Source organism: Acidovorax sp. 69, assembly GCF_002797445.1.
Lineage (GTDB): Bacteria > Pseudomonadota > Gammaproteobacteria > Burkholderiales > Burkholderiaceae_C > Acidovorax.
Genome location: NZ_PGEP01000001.1, coordinates 4,056,354 through 4,071,961 on the forward strand (window position 1 = coordinate 4,056,354; position 15,608 = coordinate 4,071,961).

Below are 15,608 nucleotides of genomic sequence, written 5' to 3' on the forward strand. Positions count from 1 at the left end.
TGGCGATGGCGACAAAGAGGACCCCGTGGCGGCTGGGCCTTACCGGCGGTATCGGTAGCGGCAAGAGCACTGTCGGTGACATGCTGGTCTCCATGGGCGCCACTTTGATTGACGCAGACCAGATCGCCCGTGACGTCACCGGGCCCCGAGGGGCTGCAATGGAAGCCATACGCAGCGCTTTTGGCGACGCCTACGTCGATGCGTCCGGGGCGATGGATCGTGCGCGCATGCGAGAACTGGCGTTCAGCACTCCGGAGGCGCGCATCCGACTGGAAAACATCATTCACCCGCTCGTCACCCTTCAGAGCGGTCTCCAGGCACAACAAGCCGGGGTCTCTGGCTCCCCACTGATCGTGCATGACATTCCTCTGCTCGCAGAGTCAGGTCGATGGGCGCGCCAGCTCGACGCGGTGGTGGTCGTCGATTGTTCGACGCAGACACAAATGGAGCGAGTCATACGGCGCAATGGGCTCACCCAAGAGGCGGTACTGGGCATCATTGCATCCCAAGCCACTCGCCGTGCGCGCAGGGCGGTGGCTGATATCGTGATTGCCAACGAAGCCTCCTGCACACTGGATGAGCTGCAGGCCCAGGTAGCACAGACAGCGATGCTGTTCGGGCTATGATGCGAACGAAACCGTTTGTGCTTTCACACCGTGCCGTGCGCCACCGGCGTCAGAATACTCCCTGAGCCTCCAGGAACCCGCCAGCGTGATCCTTTACGAATACCCCTTTAACGAGCGTCTCAGAACCTATCTGCGGCTTGAGCAGTTGTTTCGCCGTCTGGGGGAGTTGATCCCCCGTTCCCACGCACTCGATCACCACTTCGCCTTGGTCACAATCTTCGAGATCATGGATGTGGCCGCTCGGGCAGATCTGAAGTCAGATGTGCTCAAGGACATCGAGAAACACAAGCACCAACTCGACAGCTACCGGGGCAACCCCTCCATATCGGAAGCGGCGCTGGATTCAGTGATCGCCCAACTTGACCGGTGTTTTATCGCCCTCAATACCCAGACGGGGAAATCTGGCCACACGCTGACCGAAAATGACTGGCTGATGAGCATACGCAGCCGCATCGGGATTCCCGGCGGCACCTGCGGCTTTGATCTACCCGCCTACTACGCATGGCAGCACCATGCAGCCGGAGTCCGGCAACAGGCCTTGGAGGAATGGGCCTCTACGCTGGCGCCACTGGCAGAGTCGATTTATGTCTTGCTCAAGCTGCTGCGTGATTCGGGTGTTCCCCAGAAGGTCGCTGCAGAGCGGGGACAGTTCCAGCAGAACCTGCCGCAAGGCCGGACGTTCCAATTGCTGCGACTGCGCATTGATCCGGCACTGAACCTGATTCCTGAAATCAGTGGCAATCGTTTGATTGTCTCGGTGCGACTCATGCGGTTGGAAGGTGATGGCCGCCTCCACGCCTGCAACGAAGACGCCGCATTTGAACTAACGCTGTGCGCCTGAGCCTCCTGAACAGGGGAAGCTGCAGGTCAGGACATTGAAGATAACAACCAGAATGGTTCACCCCCTGCGCACCGATACTGCCACACGCATCGTCACTTGCCCCTGCTGTGGGGGTGACAGCGTCTACGGCCCTGCCAATGTATATCGCCCCTTTTGCAGTGAGCGCTGCAAACAGGTGGATCTTGGTGCTTGGGCCAGCGAAGACTTTCGCATGCCTGCAGAAGCTCCACCCGCCGACGCTCCGTATGGAGATCCGCGGCTGCAACACTGACCCGGTCTAACAAGCCGACGAAATTTGATATGAAGCAAGGTGCTAGCGGCTTCTTCACCTGCGTGAATAGCTATCAAATTTGCAGCAAACTGCATCACTCCGGCAAAAATGGAAGACCACGTTCTTCCGCCAACCATTGCAGCACAGGATAAGCACCGGGCAGCACGGGCGCCACGCTCAGGGGCATCTGCTGCCAGGCCATTACTTGGCCCTCCCGCATTTCAAACTCTCCCGTCCACGCCCAGACCTTGCACCAATGCAGGCGCACCAAGGCATGGGGGTAGTCATGCTCGGTGACCTTCCAGACACTAGCTGGCCCGATGGTCACACCCAGTTCTTCGACTAACTCGCGGCGTAGCGCCTGCTCGACCGTCTCACCCGACTCCAGCTTGCCACCCGGAAACTCCCAGTAGCCCGCATAAGGTTTGCCAGGCGGGCGCGTGGACAGCAACATCGCGCCATCCTCCCGCAGCAAGATCCCCACGGCCACCTCGGTATGTTTGCGTGTCTCAGCCACTGTGCCGCCCCGCATAGTCACGCGCAAACTGGTAGGCCACGCGGCCACTGCGCGAGCCACGCTCCAGCGCCCAGACCAGCGCCTCGGGCCGCGCCTCAGCAATGGCAGTGGCCGGTACATCCAGCGACGACAACCACTGGGCTGCGATGGTCAGGTACTCCTCTTGACTGAAAGGGTAGAAACTCACCCACAGTCCAAAACGTTCCGACAGGGAGATTTTTTCCTCCACCACCTCACCGGGATGCACTTCGCCATCGGCCGTATGGGTGTAGGTGAGGTTCTCCTTCATGTACTCGGGCAACAGATGGCGCCGGTTGCTGGTGGCATAGATCAGCACATTGGGCGTGGCCGCCGCAACCGACCCATCAAGAATAGACTTGAGCGCCTTGTAGCCCGGCTCCCCATCTTCAAAGCTCAGGTCATCGCAAAAGACGATGAATTTCTCGGGCCGATCGGACACCACATCCACGATATCGGGCAGATCCGTCAAATCGGCCTTGTCCACCTCGATCAAGCGCAGACCCTGGGCCGCGTATGCATTCAGGCAAGCTTTGATAAGCGATGACTTTCCGGTGCCACGCGCACCGGTCAGCAATACATTGTTGGCCGACTTCCCCTGGACGAACTGCAGGGTGTTGCGTTCGATTTTTTCCTTTTGTGGATCGATTTCCTTGAGATCGGCCAGCCCCATCGCCGCCACATGGCGCACGGGCTCCAGCGTGCCATGGCCGCTGCTGCGCTTGCGGTAGCGCCAGGCAATAGAGGCCGACCAATCCGGTGCGCACAGGGGCTGCGGTAGCACAGACTCGATACGGGCAATGAGCTGCTCGGCACGCTCAATCAGATGTTCAAATTTTTCATTCATTTCGGCACCAGGCGCTTGTCAATCAAACACCAATAGCTATCAAATATATAGCAAACTCAGTCTCATGATCGATAGTCGGCATTGATTGTCACGTACTCGTGGCTCAAGTCGCAGGTCCACACCGTATCCACCGCGTCACCGCGGCCCAGCAGCACGCGCACGGTGATCTCGCTTTGTTTCATCACGCGCTGGCCATCTTCTTCGCGGTAGACCGGATTGCGGCCACCTTGCACGGCCACATGCACATCGTCCAGATACAGATCGATGCCCGTCTGGTCCAGATCGTCGATGCCCGCGTAGCCCACCGCCGCCAGGATGCGGCCCAGATTGGGGTCGCTGGCGAAGAAGGCCGTTTTGACCAACGGCGAGTGGGCGATGGCATACGCCACCTTGCGGCACTCATCACCCGTTTTGCCGCCTTCCACGCGCACCGTGATGAACTTGGTGGCGCCTTCGCCATCGCGCACGATGGCTTGGGCCAACTTCTGCGACACACCCAGCATGGCTGTCTTGAGGGCCTGACCCTCGATGCTGTCCAACGAGGTGATGGGCACGTGTCCGGCCTTGTTCGAGGCCACCACGACAAACGAATCGTTGGTCGAGGTGTCACCGTCGATGGTCACTCGGTTGAAGGACGCATCGGCCAGCTCGCGCGCCAGCTGCTGCATCAGGCTGGGCGCAACACACGCATCCGTGGCCAGAAAACCCAGCATGGTGGCCATATTGGGGCGGATCATTCCCGCGCCTTTGCTGATGCCCGTGATGGACACCGTGGCACCACCGATCTGCACCTGGGCCGAGAAGGCTTTGGGCAGTGTGTCAGTGGTCATGATGCCCTCGGCCGCACGCGCCCAGTGGTCAGCTTGTGCATCGGCAATGGCAGCAGGCAACCCTGCTTCGATGCGGTCGCAGGGCAAAGGCTCCATGATCACGCCGGTGGAGAACGGCAGAATTTGCTCAGGCGCCACATCGAGCTTGCGCGCCAGCGCAATGCAGGTGGACCGCGCGCGCACCAGGCCATCGGCGCCCGTGCCCGCGTTGGCATTGCCAGTGTTGATCACCATGGCTCGGATGGACTGGCCACTGGCCAGGTGCTCGCGGCTGATTTGCACCGGCGCGGCACAGAAACGGTTCTGCGTGAACACGCCTGCCACGCTGGCGCCTTCGTCCAGCAGAAACACCGTGAGGTCCTTGCGGTTGGCTTTGCGGACACCGGCTTCAGCCACACCGATTCGGACACCCGCAATCGGGTGCAAGTCAGCGGCAACAGGGGCAAGTAGATGGACGGGCATGGAGGTCTTTCTCAAAAAACTGCGGCCGATTATCCGGAAAACCGTGGCGCGCCAGTAAAAACACGGGCCGCAGCCCGTGTCATTTGGTTCTATTTCATCAGGCCAGCTTGCCGTGGCACTGCTTGTACTTCTTGCCGCTACCACAAGGGCAAGGGTCATTGCGTCCCACACGAATGCCTTCCGGCAAGGCCTGGCCGACGGTCTGTGCATCGACCGTGGTCTCCACCTCACCCGTTTCGGTGGGGGCCGTGTAAGTGACGTTCGCAATGCTCTCGGCGCGGCTTTCCATGTCTTGTGCAGCTTGGTCGAGCTGCGCTGGAGACTGTACTTGCACGGTCATGAGGATCTTCGTGACCTCATTCTTGACCTGGTCGATGAGCTGACGGAACAGCTCGAAGGCTTCGCGCTTGTATTCCTGTTTAGGCTGTTTCTGGGCATAACCACGCAGATGGATGCCCTGGCGCAGGTAGTCGAGGGCGCTCAGGTGGTCGCGCCAGTTGGAGTCAAAGTTCTGCAGCAGCACGACACGCTCGAACTGCGTGAAGTTTTCACGGCCCACCTGCTCCACCTTGGCATCGAACGATGCATGGGCAGCAAGCAACACCTTCTCCAGAATTTCGTCATCCGTGACGCTGTTGGCGCCCTGCACTTCCTGCTGCAACGCCAAGGAGACTTGCCATTCTTCGGCCAGCACCGTCTCCAGCGCCGGCAGATCCCACTGCTCTTCCACCGACTCGGCAGGAACGTACTGACGTACCAAATCGGTCATGCAGTCTTCACGCATGGCTGCGATCACGTCCGACAGGTCGGAGGCATCCAGAATGTCATTGCGCTGCTGATAGATCACCTTGCGCTGATCGTTGGCCACATCGTCGTATTCGAGCAGCTGCTTGCGGATGTCGAAGTTGCGGGCTTCCACCTTGCGCTGGGCCGATTCGATGCTGCGGGTCACGATACCGGCTTCGATGGCTTCGCCGTCGGGCATCTTCAAGCGGTCCATGATCGCCTTGACGCGATCACCCGCAAAGATGCGCATCAGTGAATCGTCCAGACTCAAGTAGAAGCGCGAGGAGCCGGGGTCACCTTGACGGCCAGAGCGGCCGCGCAGTTGGTTGTCGATGCGTCGGGATTCGTGACGTTCAGTGGCAATGATGCGCAGTCCACCCAGGGCCTTCACCTTCTCATGGTCGAGCTTCCATTGCTCACGCAAGGCGTTGACCTTGGCAACGCGATCTGCTTCGGACAGACTTTCATCGGTCTCAATGGCTGCCACATCCTTTTCGATATTGCCACCCAGCACGATGTCGGTTCCACGGCCCGCCATATTGGTGGCGATGGTGATCATGCCTTCGCGGCCCGCTTGGGCCACGATGTCTGCTTCGCGGGCATGCTGCTTGGCATTGAGCACCTGGTGCGGCAGACCTTCCTTGATCAGGAGCTGGTCGATGATTTCAGAGTTCTCGATCGACGTGGTCCCCACCAGCACAGGCTGACCGCGCTCGTGACACTCGCGGATGTCCTTGATGGCCGCTTCGTATTTTTCGCGCGTGGTCTTGTACACGCGATCGAGTTGATCGTCGCGCCTGCTTGGACGATTCGGGGGAATGACCGTGGTTTCCAGGCCATAGATTTCCTGGAACTCATACGCTTCGGTGTCGGCCGTACCGGTCATCCCAGCGAGCTTGCTATAGAGGCGGAAATAATTCTGGAAGGTGATGGAGGCCAGCGTTTGATTCTCGGCCTGGATGTTCACCCCTTCCTTGGCTTCCACGGCCTGGTGCAAGCCTTCGCTCCAGCGGCGGCCCGACATCAGGCGACCGGTGAACTCGTCCACGATCACGATCTCTCCGTTTTGCACCACATAGTGCTGATCGCGGTGATACAGGTGATTGGCCCTGAGCGCCGCATACAGGTGGTGCATGAGCGTGATGTTGGCCGGGTCGTACACAGACGCACCTTCAGCAATCAAGCCCTGGCTGGCCAGGATGCGCTCTGCGCTTTCATGGCCCTGCTCGGTCAGGAACACCTGGTGCGTCTTCTCGTCCAGTGTGAAATCACCGGGCTTGGTCACGCCCTCGCCCGTGCGGGGGTCGGCTTCGCCCTCCTGGCGCACAAGCAGCGGGACCACCTTGTTCATGGCCAGGTACGTGGTCGTATGGTCTTCAGCTTGGCCGCTGATGATCAGGGGCGTGCGCGCCTCATCGATCAGGATCGAGTCCACCTCGTCGACAATGGCAAAGTTCAGGCCCTGCTGCACGCGGTCTGCCGCCTCGTAGACCATGTTGTCTCGCAGGTAGTCGAACCCGTACTCATTGTTCGTGCCGTAAGTGATGTCGGCGCGGTAGGCCGCCTGTTTTTCCTCGCGTGGCATGTTGGGCAGGTTGATACCCACCGTCAGCCCCAGGAAGTTGTACAGGCGCCCCATCCACTGCGCGTCGCGATTGGCCAGGTAGTCATTCACGGTCACCACGTGCACACCCTTGCCCGACAAAGCGTTGAGGTAGACCGGCAGCGTTGCCGTCAATGTCTTGCCCTCGCCCGTACGCATTTCCGCGATCTTGCCGAAATGCAGCGCCATACCGCCGAGCAACTGCATGTCAAAGTGCCGCATCTTCATGATGCGCTTGGAACCCTCTCGAACCACCGCAAAAGCTTCGGGGAGGATGTCGTCCAGCGACTCGCCCTTGGCCACGCGCTCCTTGAATTCCTGCGTCTTGGCACGAAGTTGGTCGTCCGACAGCTTTTCGTAGTCGGGCTCCATCGCATTGATGCGGGTGACCGTCTTGCGGTATTGCTTGAGGAGCCGGTCGTTGCGGCTGCCGAATATTTTGGTGAGGAAGTTGGTGGCCATGCGAACAGGACCGCTTGTCCCGCTGCAATCAGCGCGCCAAGCGACCGAAATCCCTAAGATGAATTGAGTTCAGGTGGGTCCTTGGGCCGTGATTGCAAGCACTGCAAACCTGAGCCAAGAACACCGGACCCGCGATTTTACCTGCCCGATGCGGGCACTACTGCCCTGACACCCAACGCGGCGGGCTGTGCAGCCGCCACCTGGGCACTTGTGGACGAGCCACCAGCACTCAGGAATTTCTGGGGATCCTGAAAAACCCCTTGTACCAGCACCTCAAAATGCAGATGAGGACCTGTCGAGCGCCCCGTCGTGCCAATTTCAGCAATCTTCTGCCCACGTCGCACGATGTCCCCTTGTTTCACCAGGGTGCGTGATGCATGGGCATAGCGTGTCACCAACTGGTTGCCATGGTCCACCTCGATCATGTTCCCGTAGGCCGGGTGGTATTCCTGCGTCACGACCACGCCCCCTGCAGCCGCCAGAATGGGGGTACCGGTATCAGCCTGAAAATCAAGCCCCGTATGCAGGGCAGACTGGCCGGAGATGGGATCTACGCGCCAGCCAAATCCGGAGCCCGCAGACCGTCCCGTGACAGGAGCATGGGTGGGCACCATTTTCTTGCGGATGTGCTGATCAAACAAACGGGACTCAAGCACCGTCATCAGGTCAACCCGCTGGTTGGTCAGGCGCTCCAGCTCATCCAGGGTGGACTGCAGTTCTTCCATGGACAGATTGTGCGCACTCACCAACACACCACCCCTGCCCTCGGCTTTCTGGATATCCGCTGGCGCCATACCCGCCAATCCGAGAACGCGGTCACCCAGGGATTCCAGCTGCACCATGCGGGCCTGCATCTCGCCCACGCGGCGCGCCATGGCGTCCAAATTGGCCCGCATAAAGCGGTCACGCTCCGCGAACTCGTCCTTGACCACCAGCCGCACCAGCGAACCCACAATGGGCCATCCTTCCCGCGCCCCCTTCAAGAAGACCCAGTGATACAAGGTCGCGGCGACCAGCATGAGGCACAGCGAAACCGCCAACCCCGCAAGAAACAACCGTGTGCCAGACAAATGTATGGCCCGACTGCGCGCCAGTCTCGCGTCCGTGATAATCAAATGCACTACGAATTCTCCACGCCCAAAGACGCCACACCATGAGTCGCCGCCACTACGCTGTCACGTTGCAGCAAGCCAGCCAAGACAGCCCCACGCTGGCCAAGCTCACAGCGCTGACACGCGACTCCAGTGATCGGCTCCGGGCCATTGAATTGCTGATTCCAGCAGCGCTACGACCAGCCATCCAGGCAGGCCCCATCGACGGGGACAGCTGGTGCCTGCTGGTCAAGAGCAACGCGGCGGCAGCAAAAATACGCCAACTGCTGCCTGCATTGCAGGCGCATTTGCGCAGCCGGGGGTGGGAGGTTAACGCGATTCGCCTGAAAGTTCAAACCTAACAACCAGTGTCAGATCCAGGGAATGCGAAAGAAGAAGAGAAGAAAATGGTGCCGGTTGTCGGAATCGAACTGACGACCTACCGCTTACAAGGCGGGTGCTCTACCAACTGAGCTAAACCGGCGAAGTCCGAATTTTATCTTGTAAATTCTGCCAAAAAATCCAAAACGACTACTATTTAACGCGTTTGAGCGCAGGCCGCGTACCGCCCGAAGCAGGGGGAGGCCGGGGCGCATCGCCTCCCGCATCCTTGTTGCCGTCATCCACCCCTACCAGCTGGACCACACGGTCTTCTGATGACTCTGGATCAACCGCCATGGACTCAGAAGGCGCGGAGGCATTGGCCAGCGCCACGGTCACATCGCCGCCAGCAAGCATGTCCACGGGCGGAGGGAACGCCATACCCTGGCCATTTTCACGGGCGTAAATGGCAATCACACGACCCACTGGCACCAGTATCTCGCGTGGTTTGCCGCCGAAACGGGCCTTGAATTCAATGAAATCATTGCCCAATTGCAACGCACTGGTCGCATCAAAACTGATGTTCAGAACGATCTCGCCATCCTTCACATACTCCCGTGGCACCTGTACGGAATCGTCAACGCGCACCGCCACGTAGGGCGTCAGCCCGTTGTCGGTACACCACTCGTACAAAGCACGAATGAGATAAGGGCGCGTTGAGGTCGATTCCGGTGCGGTCATGAATATGGGCAACTGCGATGGGTAAAGAGAACGTCAGCAGGCCGCAAATTACTTGCGCATGACCTTTTCGGACGGGGTCAACGCCTCGATGTAAGCGGGACGCGAGAAGATGCGCTCGGCATACTTGAGCAGCGGAGCCGCATTCTTGCTCAGGTCGATGCCGTAATAGTCGAGACGCCACAACAACGGGGCAATCGCAACATCCAGCATCGAGAAGTTATCACCCAACATGTACTTGTTCTTGAGGAACACAGGGGCCAGCTGGGTAAGACGATCGCGGATATGCGCACGTGCTTTTTCCAGCGCCTTTTCGTTGCCCTTGGTCGCACGCGACTCCAGCGTGTTCACATGCACGAACAGCTCTTTCTCGAAGTTCAGCAAAAACAGTCGCACACGTGCACGGTCCACCGGGTCGCCGGGCATCAACTGAGGATGGGGGAAGCGCTCGTCGATGTACTCGTTGATGATGTTCGACTCGTACAAGATCAGGTCGCGCTCCACCAGAATGGGCACCTGACCATACGGATTCATCACGCTGATGTCTTCGGGCTTGTTGTACAGGTCCACATCGCGGATTTCAAAGTCCATGCCCTTTTCGAACAGGACAAAACGGCAGCGGTGGGAAAAGGGACAGGTCGTACCCGAATAAAGCACCATCATGGTGGGAGGCTCCTAAAAATCAAAAGAGTGGGACGCCAAAAGCGCCCACTCTGCAAAAAAAACCATACGCACCCCGGAGGGTGCTTTTGATGGATCTGGCGTTTACTTGATGTCCTTCCAGAAGGCCGCGTTCAACCTCCAGGCAATGACGGTGAACACACCCAAGAAAATCAGCACCCAAACGCCCACGCGCCAACGGATGTTCTGTGCAGGCTCGCCCATCCACTGCAGGTAGTTCACCAGATCGCCGATGTTCTGATCAAACTGCAGAGGAGTCATGCTGCCTGGCGAGATTTGCTCCCAACCCTTGAACACCTGGGTCTTGTGGCCATGGCTTTCATGCTCTTCAAACACCGGGCGGCGATCACCTTGCAGCTGCCACAGGACATGGGGCATGCCCACGCTGGGGAACACGAGATTGTTCCAGCCCGTCGCCTTCGTTTCGTCACGGTAGAACGTGCGCAGGAACGTGTACAGGTAGTCCGCGCCCGTACCACCATGCCCTGCACGCGAGCGCGCAATCACGGTCAGATCAGGCGGATTGGCACCGAACCATTCCTTGGCCTGCTTCGGATCAATCGAGGCCTTCATGGTTTCACCCACCTTGTCGGTCGTGAACAGCAGGTTGTCTTTGATCTGCTGCTCGGTCAAACCGATGTCACGCAGACGGTTGAACCGCATGTAAGCCGCAGAGTGGCAGCTCAGGCAATAGTTGACGAACACCTTGGCACCGTTTTGCAGCGACGCCAGGTCATTGGTCTTGTTGGGCGCCTTGTCCCAGGCAATGGTGTCGGCACCAGCAGCATGGGCCGCACCGGCTGCCAAGCCCACAGCGGCGATCAACGTGAGGATGATTTTCTTCATTGTTGTTTTCTCCAGGCTCAGTGCGCCACAAAGGTCACACGGTCAGGCACGGGCTTGGTTTCACCAATGCGGCTCCACCAGGGCATCAGCAAGAAGAAGCCGAAATAGAACAAGGTACCAACCTGCGACACGCGCTCACCAATCGGTGACGGAGGCTGCACACCCAGGTAACCCAAGATCAGGAAGTTGATCACGAAGATACCGTAGAGGTATTTGTGCCAGTCAGGACGATAACGAATGGACTTCACGGGGCTGAAGTCCAGCCATGGCAGGAAGAACAGGATGATCACGGCACCGCCCATCACCACAACGCCCCAGAACTTGGCGTCAATCGACAGCATCAGCAGCACAACCACCACCGCCGCACCCGCGATACCGGCCTTGATGAAGCTGGGCAGCTTTGCCTTGACCACGCCCAGACCGGCACCGGCCAGCACGCAGGCGATCAGGGCATACATCATCTCGCTGGTGATGGCACGCAGCATGGAGTAGTACGGCGTGAAGTACCACACTGGGGCAATGTGTGCAGGCGTCTTGAGGGGGTCAGCCGGGATGAAGTTGTTGTACTCCAGGAAATAGCCACCGAACTCAGGAGCAAAGAACACCACGGCCGTGAAAGCCATCAGGAACATGCTCAGTGCGAAGATGTCGTGCACCGTGTAGTAGGGATGGAAAGGCACACCATCGAGCGGCTTGCCATTGGCATCCTTGGGGGCCTTGGGACCCTTGATTTCCACACCATCAGGGTTGTTGGAACCCACATCGTGCAGCGCCAGCAAGTGAGCCACCACAAGACCCAACAACACCAGCGGTACAGCAATCACGTGGAAGCTGAAGAAGCGGTTGAGCGTAGCGTCACCCACCACGTAGTCGCCACGAATCAGCAGGGCCAGGTCGGGTCCGATGAAGGGAATGGCAGCAAACAGGTTCACGATCACCTGCGCGCCCCAGTACGACATCTGACCCCAGGGCAGCAGGTAGCCCATGAAAGCCTCAGCCATCAGACACAGGAAAATGGCACAGCCAAAGATCCAGACCAGTTCGCGCGGCTTGCGGTAGCTGCCGTAGATGAGGCCACGGAACATGTGCAGGTACACCACCACAAAGAACGCCGAAGCACCCGTGGAGTGCATGTAGCGAATCAGCCAGCCCCAGGGCACATCACGCATGATGTACTCCACCGAAGCAAACGCCAGGCTGGCGTCGGGCTTGTAGTGCATGACCAGAAAGATGCCGGTCACGATCTGTATCACCAGCACGACCAGCGCGAGCGAGCCGAAGATGTACCAGAAGTTGAAGTTCTTCGGAGCGTAGTACTCCGACATATGCACCTTGTAGGCATCGAACGCCGTCGGGAACCGGTTTTCAAACCAGTTCGTGACTTTGGCGCCTGCCGAGGCGTTGGGAGAAATTTCTTTGAATTCGTGGGCCATGTCGTTCTCCGTCAAGCCTTCTTGTCTTCACCGATGATCAGGCGCGTATCGGTCAAGTACATGTGCGGAGGCACTTCAAGATTGTCCGGTGCTGGCTTGTTCTTGAAGACGCGGCCCGCCATGTCGAACGTGGACCCGTGGCAAGGGCACAGGAAACCGCCCTTCCAGTCGTCGGGCAGCGAAGGCTGGGCACCGGGCTGGAATTTGTCCGAGGGCGAACAACCCAAGTGAGAGCAGATACCCACACCCACAAAAATTTCTGGCTTGATCGAACGGGCTTCGTTGCGGGCGTACTCCGGCGTCAGCTCGGACGGCTTGCGCTCGGACTTGGGATCAGCCAGCTGCCCATCAAGCTTCGCCAGCTCTGCGAGCTGCTCGGGGGTGCGCTTGATGATCCAGACGGGCTTTCCGCGCCACTCCACAGTGACTTTTTCTCCGGGTTTGAGGGCGGAGATATCCACCTCAACAGCAGCACCAGCAGCTTTGGCGCGCTCAGAAGGCTGGAAAGTACTCACGAAAGGAACGGCGGTTGCCACGCCGCCCACCGCACCAGCACATGCTGACGTGATGATCCACGTCCGCTTGCTGGAGTCGATTGGAGTGTCACTCATGGGGATCCTCGATTGATCATCGCTAGATTGGGGTCAACCGCGAATTGTAGCGGAGTGAAAATGGTTATTTCAAACTGGGTGACTGTCTTGACAGGGCATCGTACTGAGCAATACTCCAGCATCAACGTTCACACAAGGAGCAACAACATGGGAATGATGCAAGAGTTCAGGGAATTCGCGGTCAAGGGCAACGTGGTGGACCTTGCAGTGGGCGTCATCATTGGCGGCGCATTTGGCAAAATTGTGGATTCGGTGGTGTCCGACCTGATCATGCCGGTGGTGGGCCTGGTCTTCGGAAAACTCGACTTTTCCAACCTCTTTGTGGTGCTCGGCCCAGTGCCAGCGGGCACGTTGCAGACACTGGACGCACTCAAGAAAGCCGGCGTGCCCGTGTTTGCCTACGGCAACTTCCTGACGGTGGCCGTCAACTTCATCATTTTGGCGTTCATCATCTTCATGATGATCAAGCAGATCAACCGCATCAAGCGCGAGAGCCCTGCAGCCGCAGCACCCGAGGTGCCCGCAGCTCCCGCTGAAGACATCGTGCTGCTGCGCGAGATCCGCGACAGCCTCAAGCGCTGACCGTCCATCGGCAGGCACTGATCCTGCCCACCAACGCCCGCATCGCTTTCGCCGCATGCGGGCGTTTTGGTTGATGGAGCATGGTGACGGGCACTCAGCCCGCCAATGCACGGGCCATACGCACAGCCTCGATCAGACTGGAAGCATCAGCCACCCCCTGCCCGGCAATGTCAAAGGCTGTGCCGTGGTCGGGACTGGTTCGCACAAGGGGGAGCCCCAGCGTCACATTCACACCCTTGTCTACGCCCAGGTACTTCACCGGAATCAGACCCTGATCGTGGTACATCGCGATAACCACATCAAACTCGCCCGGCCGCCCGGGTGTGCTGCGCGCCCGCATGAACACCGTATCCGGCGCAAAGGGGCCTTGCACATCCAGCCCCAGTAATCGCGCGGCCGTGATGGCCGGAGAGATCACCTCGATCTCTTCACGACCAAACAACCCGCCTTCGCCTGCATGGGGGTTGAGACCCGCCACCGCAATACGCGGCACACGCCCCAGGCTGCGCAGCAGTGCAGCATGTGTGATGTGCAGAGTCTGCAGCACATTGTCCAGCGTCACAGCGGCAAGAGCATCACGCAGCGACACATGGATGCTGACCAGCACCGTGCGCAACTCGTCGCTGGCCAGCATCATGCGCACAGGCATGTCTGCCAATGGCACGCCCTGGTGCGCAGCAGCCTCGGCCTGCAACAACTCGGTATGCCCCGGAAAATCGACGCCAGCCGCAGACAAGGCCTCTTTGTGCAAAGGCGCTGTGACCAGCGCACCCACCTCGCCCCGGAGCGCTGCACGGGCGGCCCAGACCACACTGCCTGCGGCCGCACGCCCCGCCGCTGCACTGATTTGGCCCCAGGGCTGGGGGCCAGCGATACCCGGCAAAGGCAAAACGGGAATACAGCGCCGAGGCACATCCCGTGCTTCGCTGGGTGTATTGATCTGTGCCACGGGAACCCCCGGAACGCCGGGGCGCGCAATGGCCTGTGCCGCGCGTCGCAAGGTCGCCACATCGCCCACCACGAAGCAGTCGAGCAAGTCGTCGGGCGCGTCACGAAATGCCTTGGCCACGATCTCTGGGCCAATACCGGCAGTGTCCCCTTGGGTGATGGCAATCAGGTGCATGAATTTGAACCAAATAGGCCGGTAGCGCTTATTTTAATTACGCCATCAGCTATAAAAAACTGAGCAAAAAATTCAACAATAGCTGCGCAATGCCAGCCACTACGCAGGATTGTCGATCTCGATGAACTGGTGCTGAAGCCCCCACTGGGTCGCCACATGGGCTGCCACTGCCGGCGCGCCATAACGCTCAGTGGCGTGGTGCCCCGCAGCGATGAAACTCACACCCGTCTCACGCGCAAGGTGGGCCTGGGGCTCCGAAATTTCACCGGTGATGAAGGCATCGGCTCCAGCGGCAATGGCCGACTCGAAATATCCCTGTGCACCGCCCGTGCACCACGCGACGCGACGGATGGGCCGCGGCAATGGCACCGCATCAGCCACGCCGAACGGCTGTACCAGCGTGACAACGCGACCCAGCGCCTGCGCCACGTGGTCGGCCAGGGCTTGGGCGTTGTCAAATGCCGCTGGCGCGGCAAAGCCCAGGTCTTGCTCGCCAAATCTAGCATCGGCAGCCAACCCCAACACCCGACCCAATTGCGCGTTATTGCCCCACTCGGCGTGTGCGTCGAGGGGGAGGTGATACGCATACAGATTGATGTCGTGCGCCAACAAGAGCTGCAACCGCTGCTTCATCCAACCGGTCACGCGGCCATCTTGCCCGCGCCAAAACAGGCCATGGTGGACAAAGATGGCGTCCGCCTGGGCCGCAATGGCTGCCTCAATCAGCGCCCGGCTGGCCGTGACACCGCTCACCACACGCTGAATCTCGTCCCTGCCCTCGACTTGCAAGCCATTGGGGCCGTAGTCCTTGAAACGTTCGGGCAGCAACAGGCCGTCGAAGGCCTGCAAAAGTTGGTTGCGGGAAATGCTCATGCAGCTATTGTCGCGCGCAGCCAGAGCCCCCACATTGGGAGACAAT

17 protein-coding genes and 1 tRNA gene are annotated in these 15,608 nt (G+C 59.4%); 5 read left to right on the top strand and 13 right to left on the bottom strand.

The genetic code is table 11. The features are described from left to right. Window positions 1-5 precede the first annotated feature (5 nt). From coaE to CLU85_RS18625, 3 genes are all read left to right on the top strand, one after another. Window positions 6-626, top strand: a complete 621-nt coding sequence (gene coaE, locus CLU85_RS18615; RefSeq protein ID WP_100412642.1) for a dephospho-CoA kinase — start codon at window positions 6-8, stop codon at window positions 624-626. A gap of 85 nt (window positions 627-711) precedes the next feature. After that, window positions 712-1,467, top strand: coding sequence for a cell division protein ZapD (gene zapD, locus CLU85_RS18620; protein WP_100411568.1), 756 nt, complete (start codon window positions 712-714; stop codon window positions 1,465-1,467). A gap of 52 nt (window positions 1,468-1,519) precedes the next feature. Next, on the top strand, window positions 1,520-1,738 hold the full coding sequence (locus CLU85_RS18625) for a DNA gyrase inhibitor YacG (protein WP_100411569.1): 219 nt from the start codon (window positions 1,520-1,522) through the stop codon (window positions 1,736-1,738). A 94-nt stretch (window positions 1,739-1,832) separates the two neighbouring features. On the opposite strand, the gene CLU85_RS18630 is transcribed toward CLU85_RS18625, so the two are convergent. The 5 genes from CLU85_RS18630 to CLU85_RS18650 all read right to left on the bottom strand — a co-directional run bounded on the left by CLU85_RS18630 (window position 1,833) and on the right by CLU85_RS18650 (window position 8,384). Further along, window positions 1,833-2,270 (bottom strand): NUDIX domain-containing protein, encoded by a 438-nt coding sequence (locus CLU85_RS18630; RefSeq protein ID WP_100411570.1) that lies wholly within the window; start codon window positions 2,268-2,270, stop codon window positions 1,833-1,835. Further along, complete coding sequence (locus CLU85_RS18635; protein ID WP_100411571.1) at window positions 2,248-3,120, bottom strand: ATP-binding protein; 873 nt, start codon at window positions 3,118-3,120, stop codon at window positions 2,248-2,250. The genes CLU85_RS18630 and CLU85_RS18635 overlap by 23 nt, the downstream gene beginning before the upstream one ends. Window positions 3,121-3,182: 62 nt before the next feature. After that, the gene (gene argJ, locus CLU85_RS18640; RefSeq protein WP_100411572.1) at window positions 3,183-4,412 is read right to left on the bottom strand and encodes a bifunctional glutamate N-acetyltransferase/amino-acid acetyltransferase ArgJ; all 1,230 of its coding nucleotides are present in this window, start codon (window positions 4,410-4,412) and stop codon (window positions 3,183-3,185) included. 97 nt (window positions 4,413-4,509) lie between these two features. Then, on the bottom strand, window positions 4,510-7,263 hold the full coding sequence (gene secA / locus CLU85_RS18645) for a preprotein translocase subunit SecA (RefSeq protein ID WP_100411573.1): 2,754 nt from the start codon (window positions 7,261-7,263) through the stop codon (window positions 4,510-4,512). A gap of 137 nt (window positions 7,264-7,400) precedes the next feature. Then, window positions 7,401-8,384, bottom strand: coding sequence for a M23 family metallopeptidase (locus CLU85_RS18650; protein ID WP_100411574.1), 984 nt, complete (start codon window positions 8,382-8,384; stop codon window positions 7,401-7,403). A gap of 32 nt (window positions 8,385-8,416) precedes the next feature. Here CLU85_RS18650 and CLU85_RS18655 point away from each other — a divergent pair, with 32 nt between their 5' ends. After that, a complete protein-coding gene (locus CLU85_RS18655) occupies window positions 8,417-8,716 on the top strand; it encodes a hypothetical protein (protein WP_100411575.1) in 300 nt (99 codons plus the stop codon). A 46-nt stretch (window positions 8,717-8,762) separates the two neighbouring features. Here the strand turns inward: CLU85_RS18655 and CLU85_RS18660 are convergent. The 6 genes from CLU85_RS18660 to petA form a co-directional block, all read right to left on the bottom strand. Next, window positions 8,763-8,838 (bottom strand) — tRNA-Thr (locus CLU85_RS18660). 50 nt (window positions 8,839-8,888) lie between these two features. Beyond that, on the bottom strand, window positions 8,889-9,416 hold the full coding sequence (locus CLU85_RS18665) for a ClpXP protease specificity-enhancing factor (RefSeq protein ID WP_100411576.1): 528 nt from the start codon (window positions 9,414-9,416) through the stop codon (window positions 8,889-8,891). A 48-nt stretch (window positions 9,417-9,464) separates the two neighbouring features. Then, the gene (locus CLU85_RS18670) at window positions 9,465-10,076 is read right to left on the bottom strand and encodes a glutathione S-transferase N-terminal domain-containing protein (RefSeq protein ID WP_005794209.1); all 612 of its coding nucleotides are present in this window, start codon (window positions 10,074-10,076) and stop codon (window positions 9,465-9,467) included. A 102-nt stretch (window positions 10,077-10,178) separates the two neighbouring features. Then, window positions 10,179-10,940 (bottom strand): cytochrome c1, encoded by a 762-nt coding sequence (locus CLU85_RS18675; RefSeq protein WP_100411577.1) that lies wholly within the window; start codon window positions 10,938-10,940, stop codon window positions 10,179-10,181. A 17-nt stretch (window positions 10,941-10,957) separates the two neighbouring features. After that, window positions 10,958-12,373: a cytochrome bc complex cytochrome b subunit gene (locus CLU85_RS18680; RefSeq protein ID WP_100411578.1), complete on the bottom strand. Its 1,416-nt coding sequence runs from the start codon at window positions 12,371-12,373 to the stop codon at window positions 10,958-10,960. Between the two features lie 11 nt (window positions 12,374-12,384). After that, window positions 12,385-12,984: a ubiquinol-cytochrome c reductase iron-sulfur subunit gene (gene petA / locus CLU85_RS18685; protein WP_100411579.1), complete on the bottom strand. Its 600-nt coding sequence runs from the start codon at window positions 12,982-12,984 to the stop codon at window positions 12,385-12,387. A 147-nt stretch (window positions 12,985-13,131) separates the two neighbouring features. On the opposite strand from petA, the gene mscL reads away from it, so the two are divergent. Then, entirely contained in the window at window positions 13,132-13,566 is a 435-nt protein-coding gene (gene mscL / locus CLU85_RS18690; RefSeq protein ID WP_100411580.1) for a large conductance mechanosensitive channel protein MscL, read from the top strand. A gap of 94 nt (window positions 13,567-13,660) precedes the next feature. Here the strand turns inward: mscL and pdxA are convergent, their stop codons facing one another. Together pdxA and CLU85_RS18700 are read right to left on the bottom strand one after the other, a co-directional pair. Further along, complete coding sequence (gene pdxA, locus CLU85_RS18695) at window positions 13,661-14,689, bottom strand: 4-hydroxythreonine-4-phosphate dehydrogenase PdxA (RefSeq protein WP_100411581.1); 1,029 nt, start codon at window positions 14,687-14,689, stop codon at window positions 13,661-13,663. 99 nt (window positions 14,690-14,788) lie between these two features. Further along, window positions 14,789-15,562 (bottom strand): Nif3-like dinuclear metal center hexameric protein, encoded by a 774-nt coding sequence (locus CLU85_RS18700; protein WP_100411582.1) that lies wholly within the window; start codon window positions 15,560-15,562, stop codon window positions 14,789-14,791. Window positions 15,563-15,608: the final 46 nt, after the last annotated feature.

Coding starts and splice junctions, on each gene's coding strand:
- coaE (WP_100412642.1), top strand. CDS start 6: ATGGCGACAAAGAGGACCCCGTGGCGGCTGGGCCTTACCGGCGGTATC.
- CLU85_RS18625 (WP_100411569.1), top strand. CDS start 1,520: ATGGTTCACCCCCTGCGCACCGATACTGCCACACGCATCGTCACTTGC.
- CLU85_RS18630 (WP_100411570.1), bottom strand. CDS start 2,270: ATGCGGGGCGGCACAGTGGCTGAGACACGCAAACATACCGAGGTGGCC.
- CLU85_RS18635 (WP_100411571.1), bottom strand. CDS start 3,120: ATGAATGAAAAATTTGAACATCTGATTGAGCGTGCCGAGCAGCTCATT.
- argJ (WP_100411572.1), bottom strand. CDS start 4,412: ATGCCCGTCCATCTACTTGCCCCTGTTGCCGCTGACTTGCACCCGATT.
- secA (WP_100411573.1), bottom strand. CDS start 7,263: ATGGCCACCAACTTCCTCACCAAAATATTCGGCAGCCGCAACGACCGG.
- CLU85_RS18655 (WP_100411575.1), top strand. CDS start 8,417: ATGAGTCGCCGCCACTACGCTGTCACGTTGCAGCAAGCCAGCCAAGAC.
- CLU85_RS18665 (WP_100411576.1), bottom strand. CDS start 9,416: ATGACCGCACCGGAATCGACCTCAACGCGCCCTTATCTCATTCGTGCT.
- CLU85_RS18670 (WP_005794209.1), bottom strand. CDS start 10,076: ATGATGGTGCTTTATTCGGGTACGACCTGTCCCTTTTCCCACCGCTGC.
- CLU85_RS18675 (WP_100411577.1), bottom strand. CDS start 10,940: ATGAAGAAAATCATCCTCACGTTGATCGCCGCTGTGGGCTTGGCAGCC.
- CLU85_RS18680 (WP_100411578.1), bottom strand. CDS start 12,373: ATGGCCCACGAATTCAAAGAAATTTCTCCCAACGCCTCGGCAGGCGCC.
- petA (WP_100411579.1), bottom strand. CDS start 12,984: ATGAGTGACACTCCAATCGACTCCAGCAAGCGGACGTGGATCATCACG.
- mscL (WP_100411580.1), top strand. CDS start 13,132: ATGGGAATGATGCAAGAGTTCAGGGAATTCGCGGTCAAGGGCAACGTG.
- pdxA (WP_100411581.1), bottom strand. CDS start 14,689: ATGCACCTGATTGCCATCACCCAAGGGGACACTGCCGGTATTGGCCCA.
- CLU85_RS18700 (WP_100411582.1), bottom strand. CDS start 15,562: ATGAGCATTTCCCGCAACCAACTTTTGCAGGCCTTCGACGGCCTGTTG.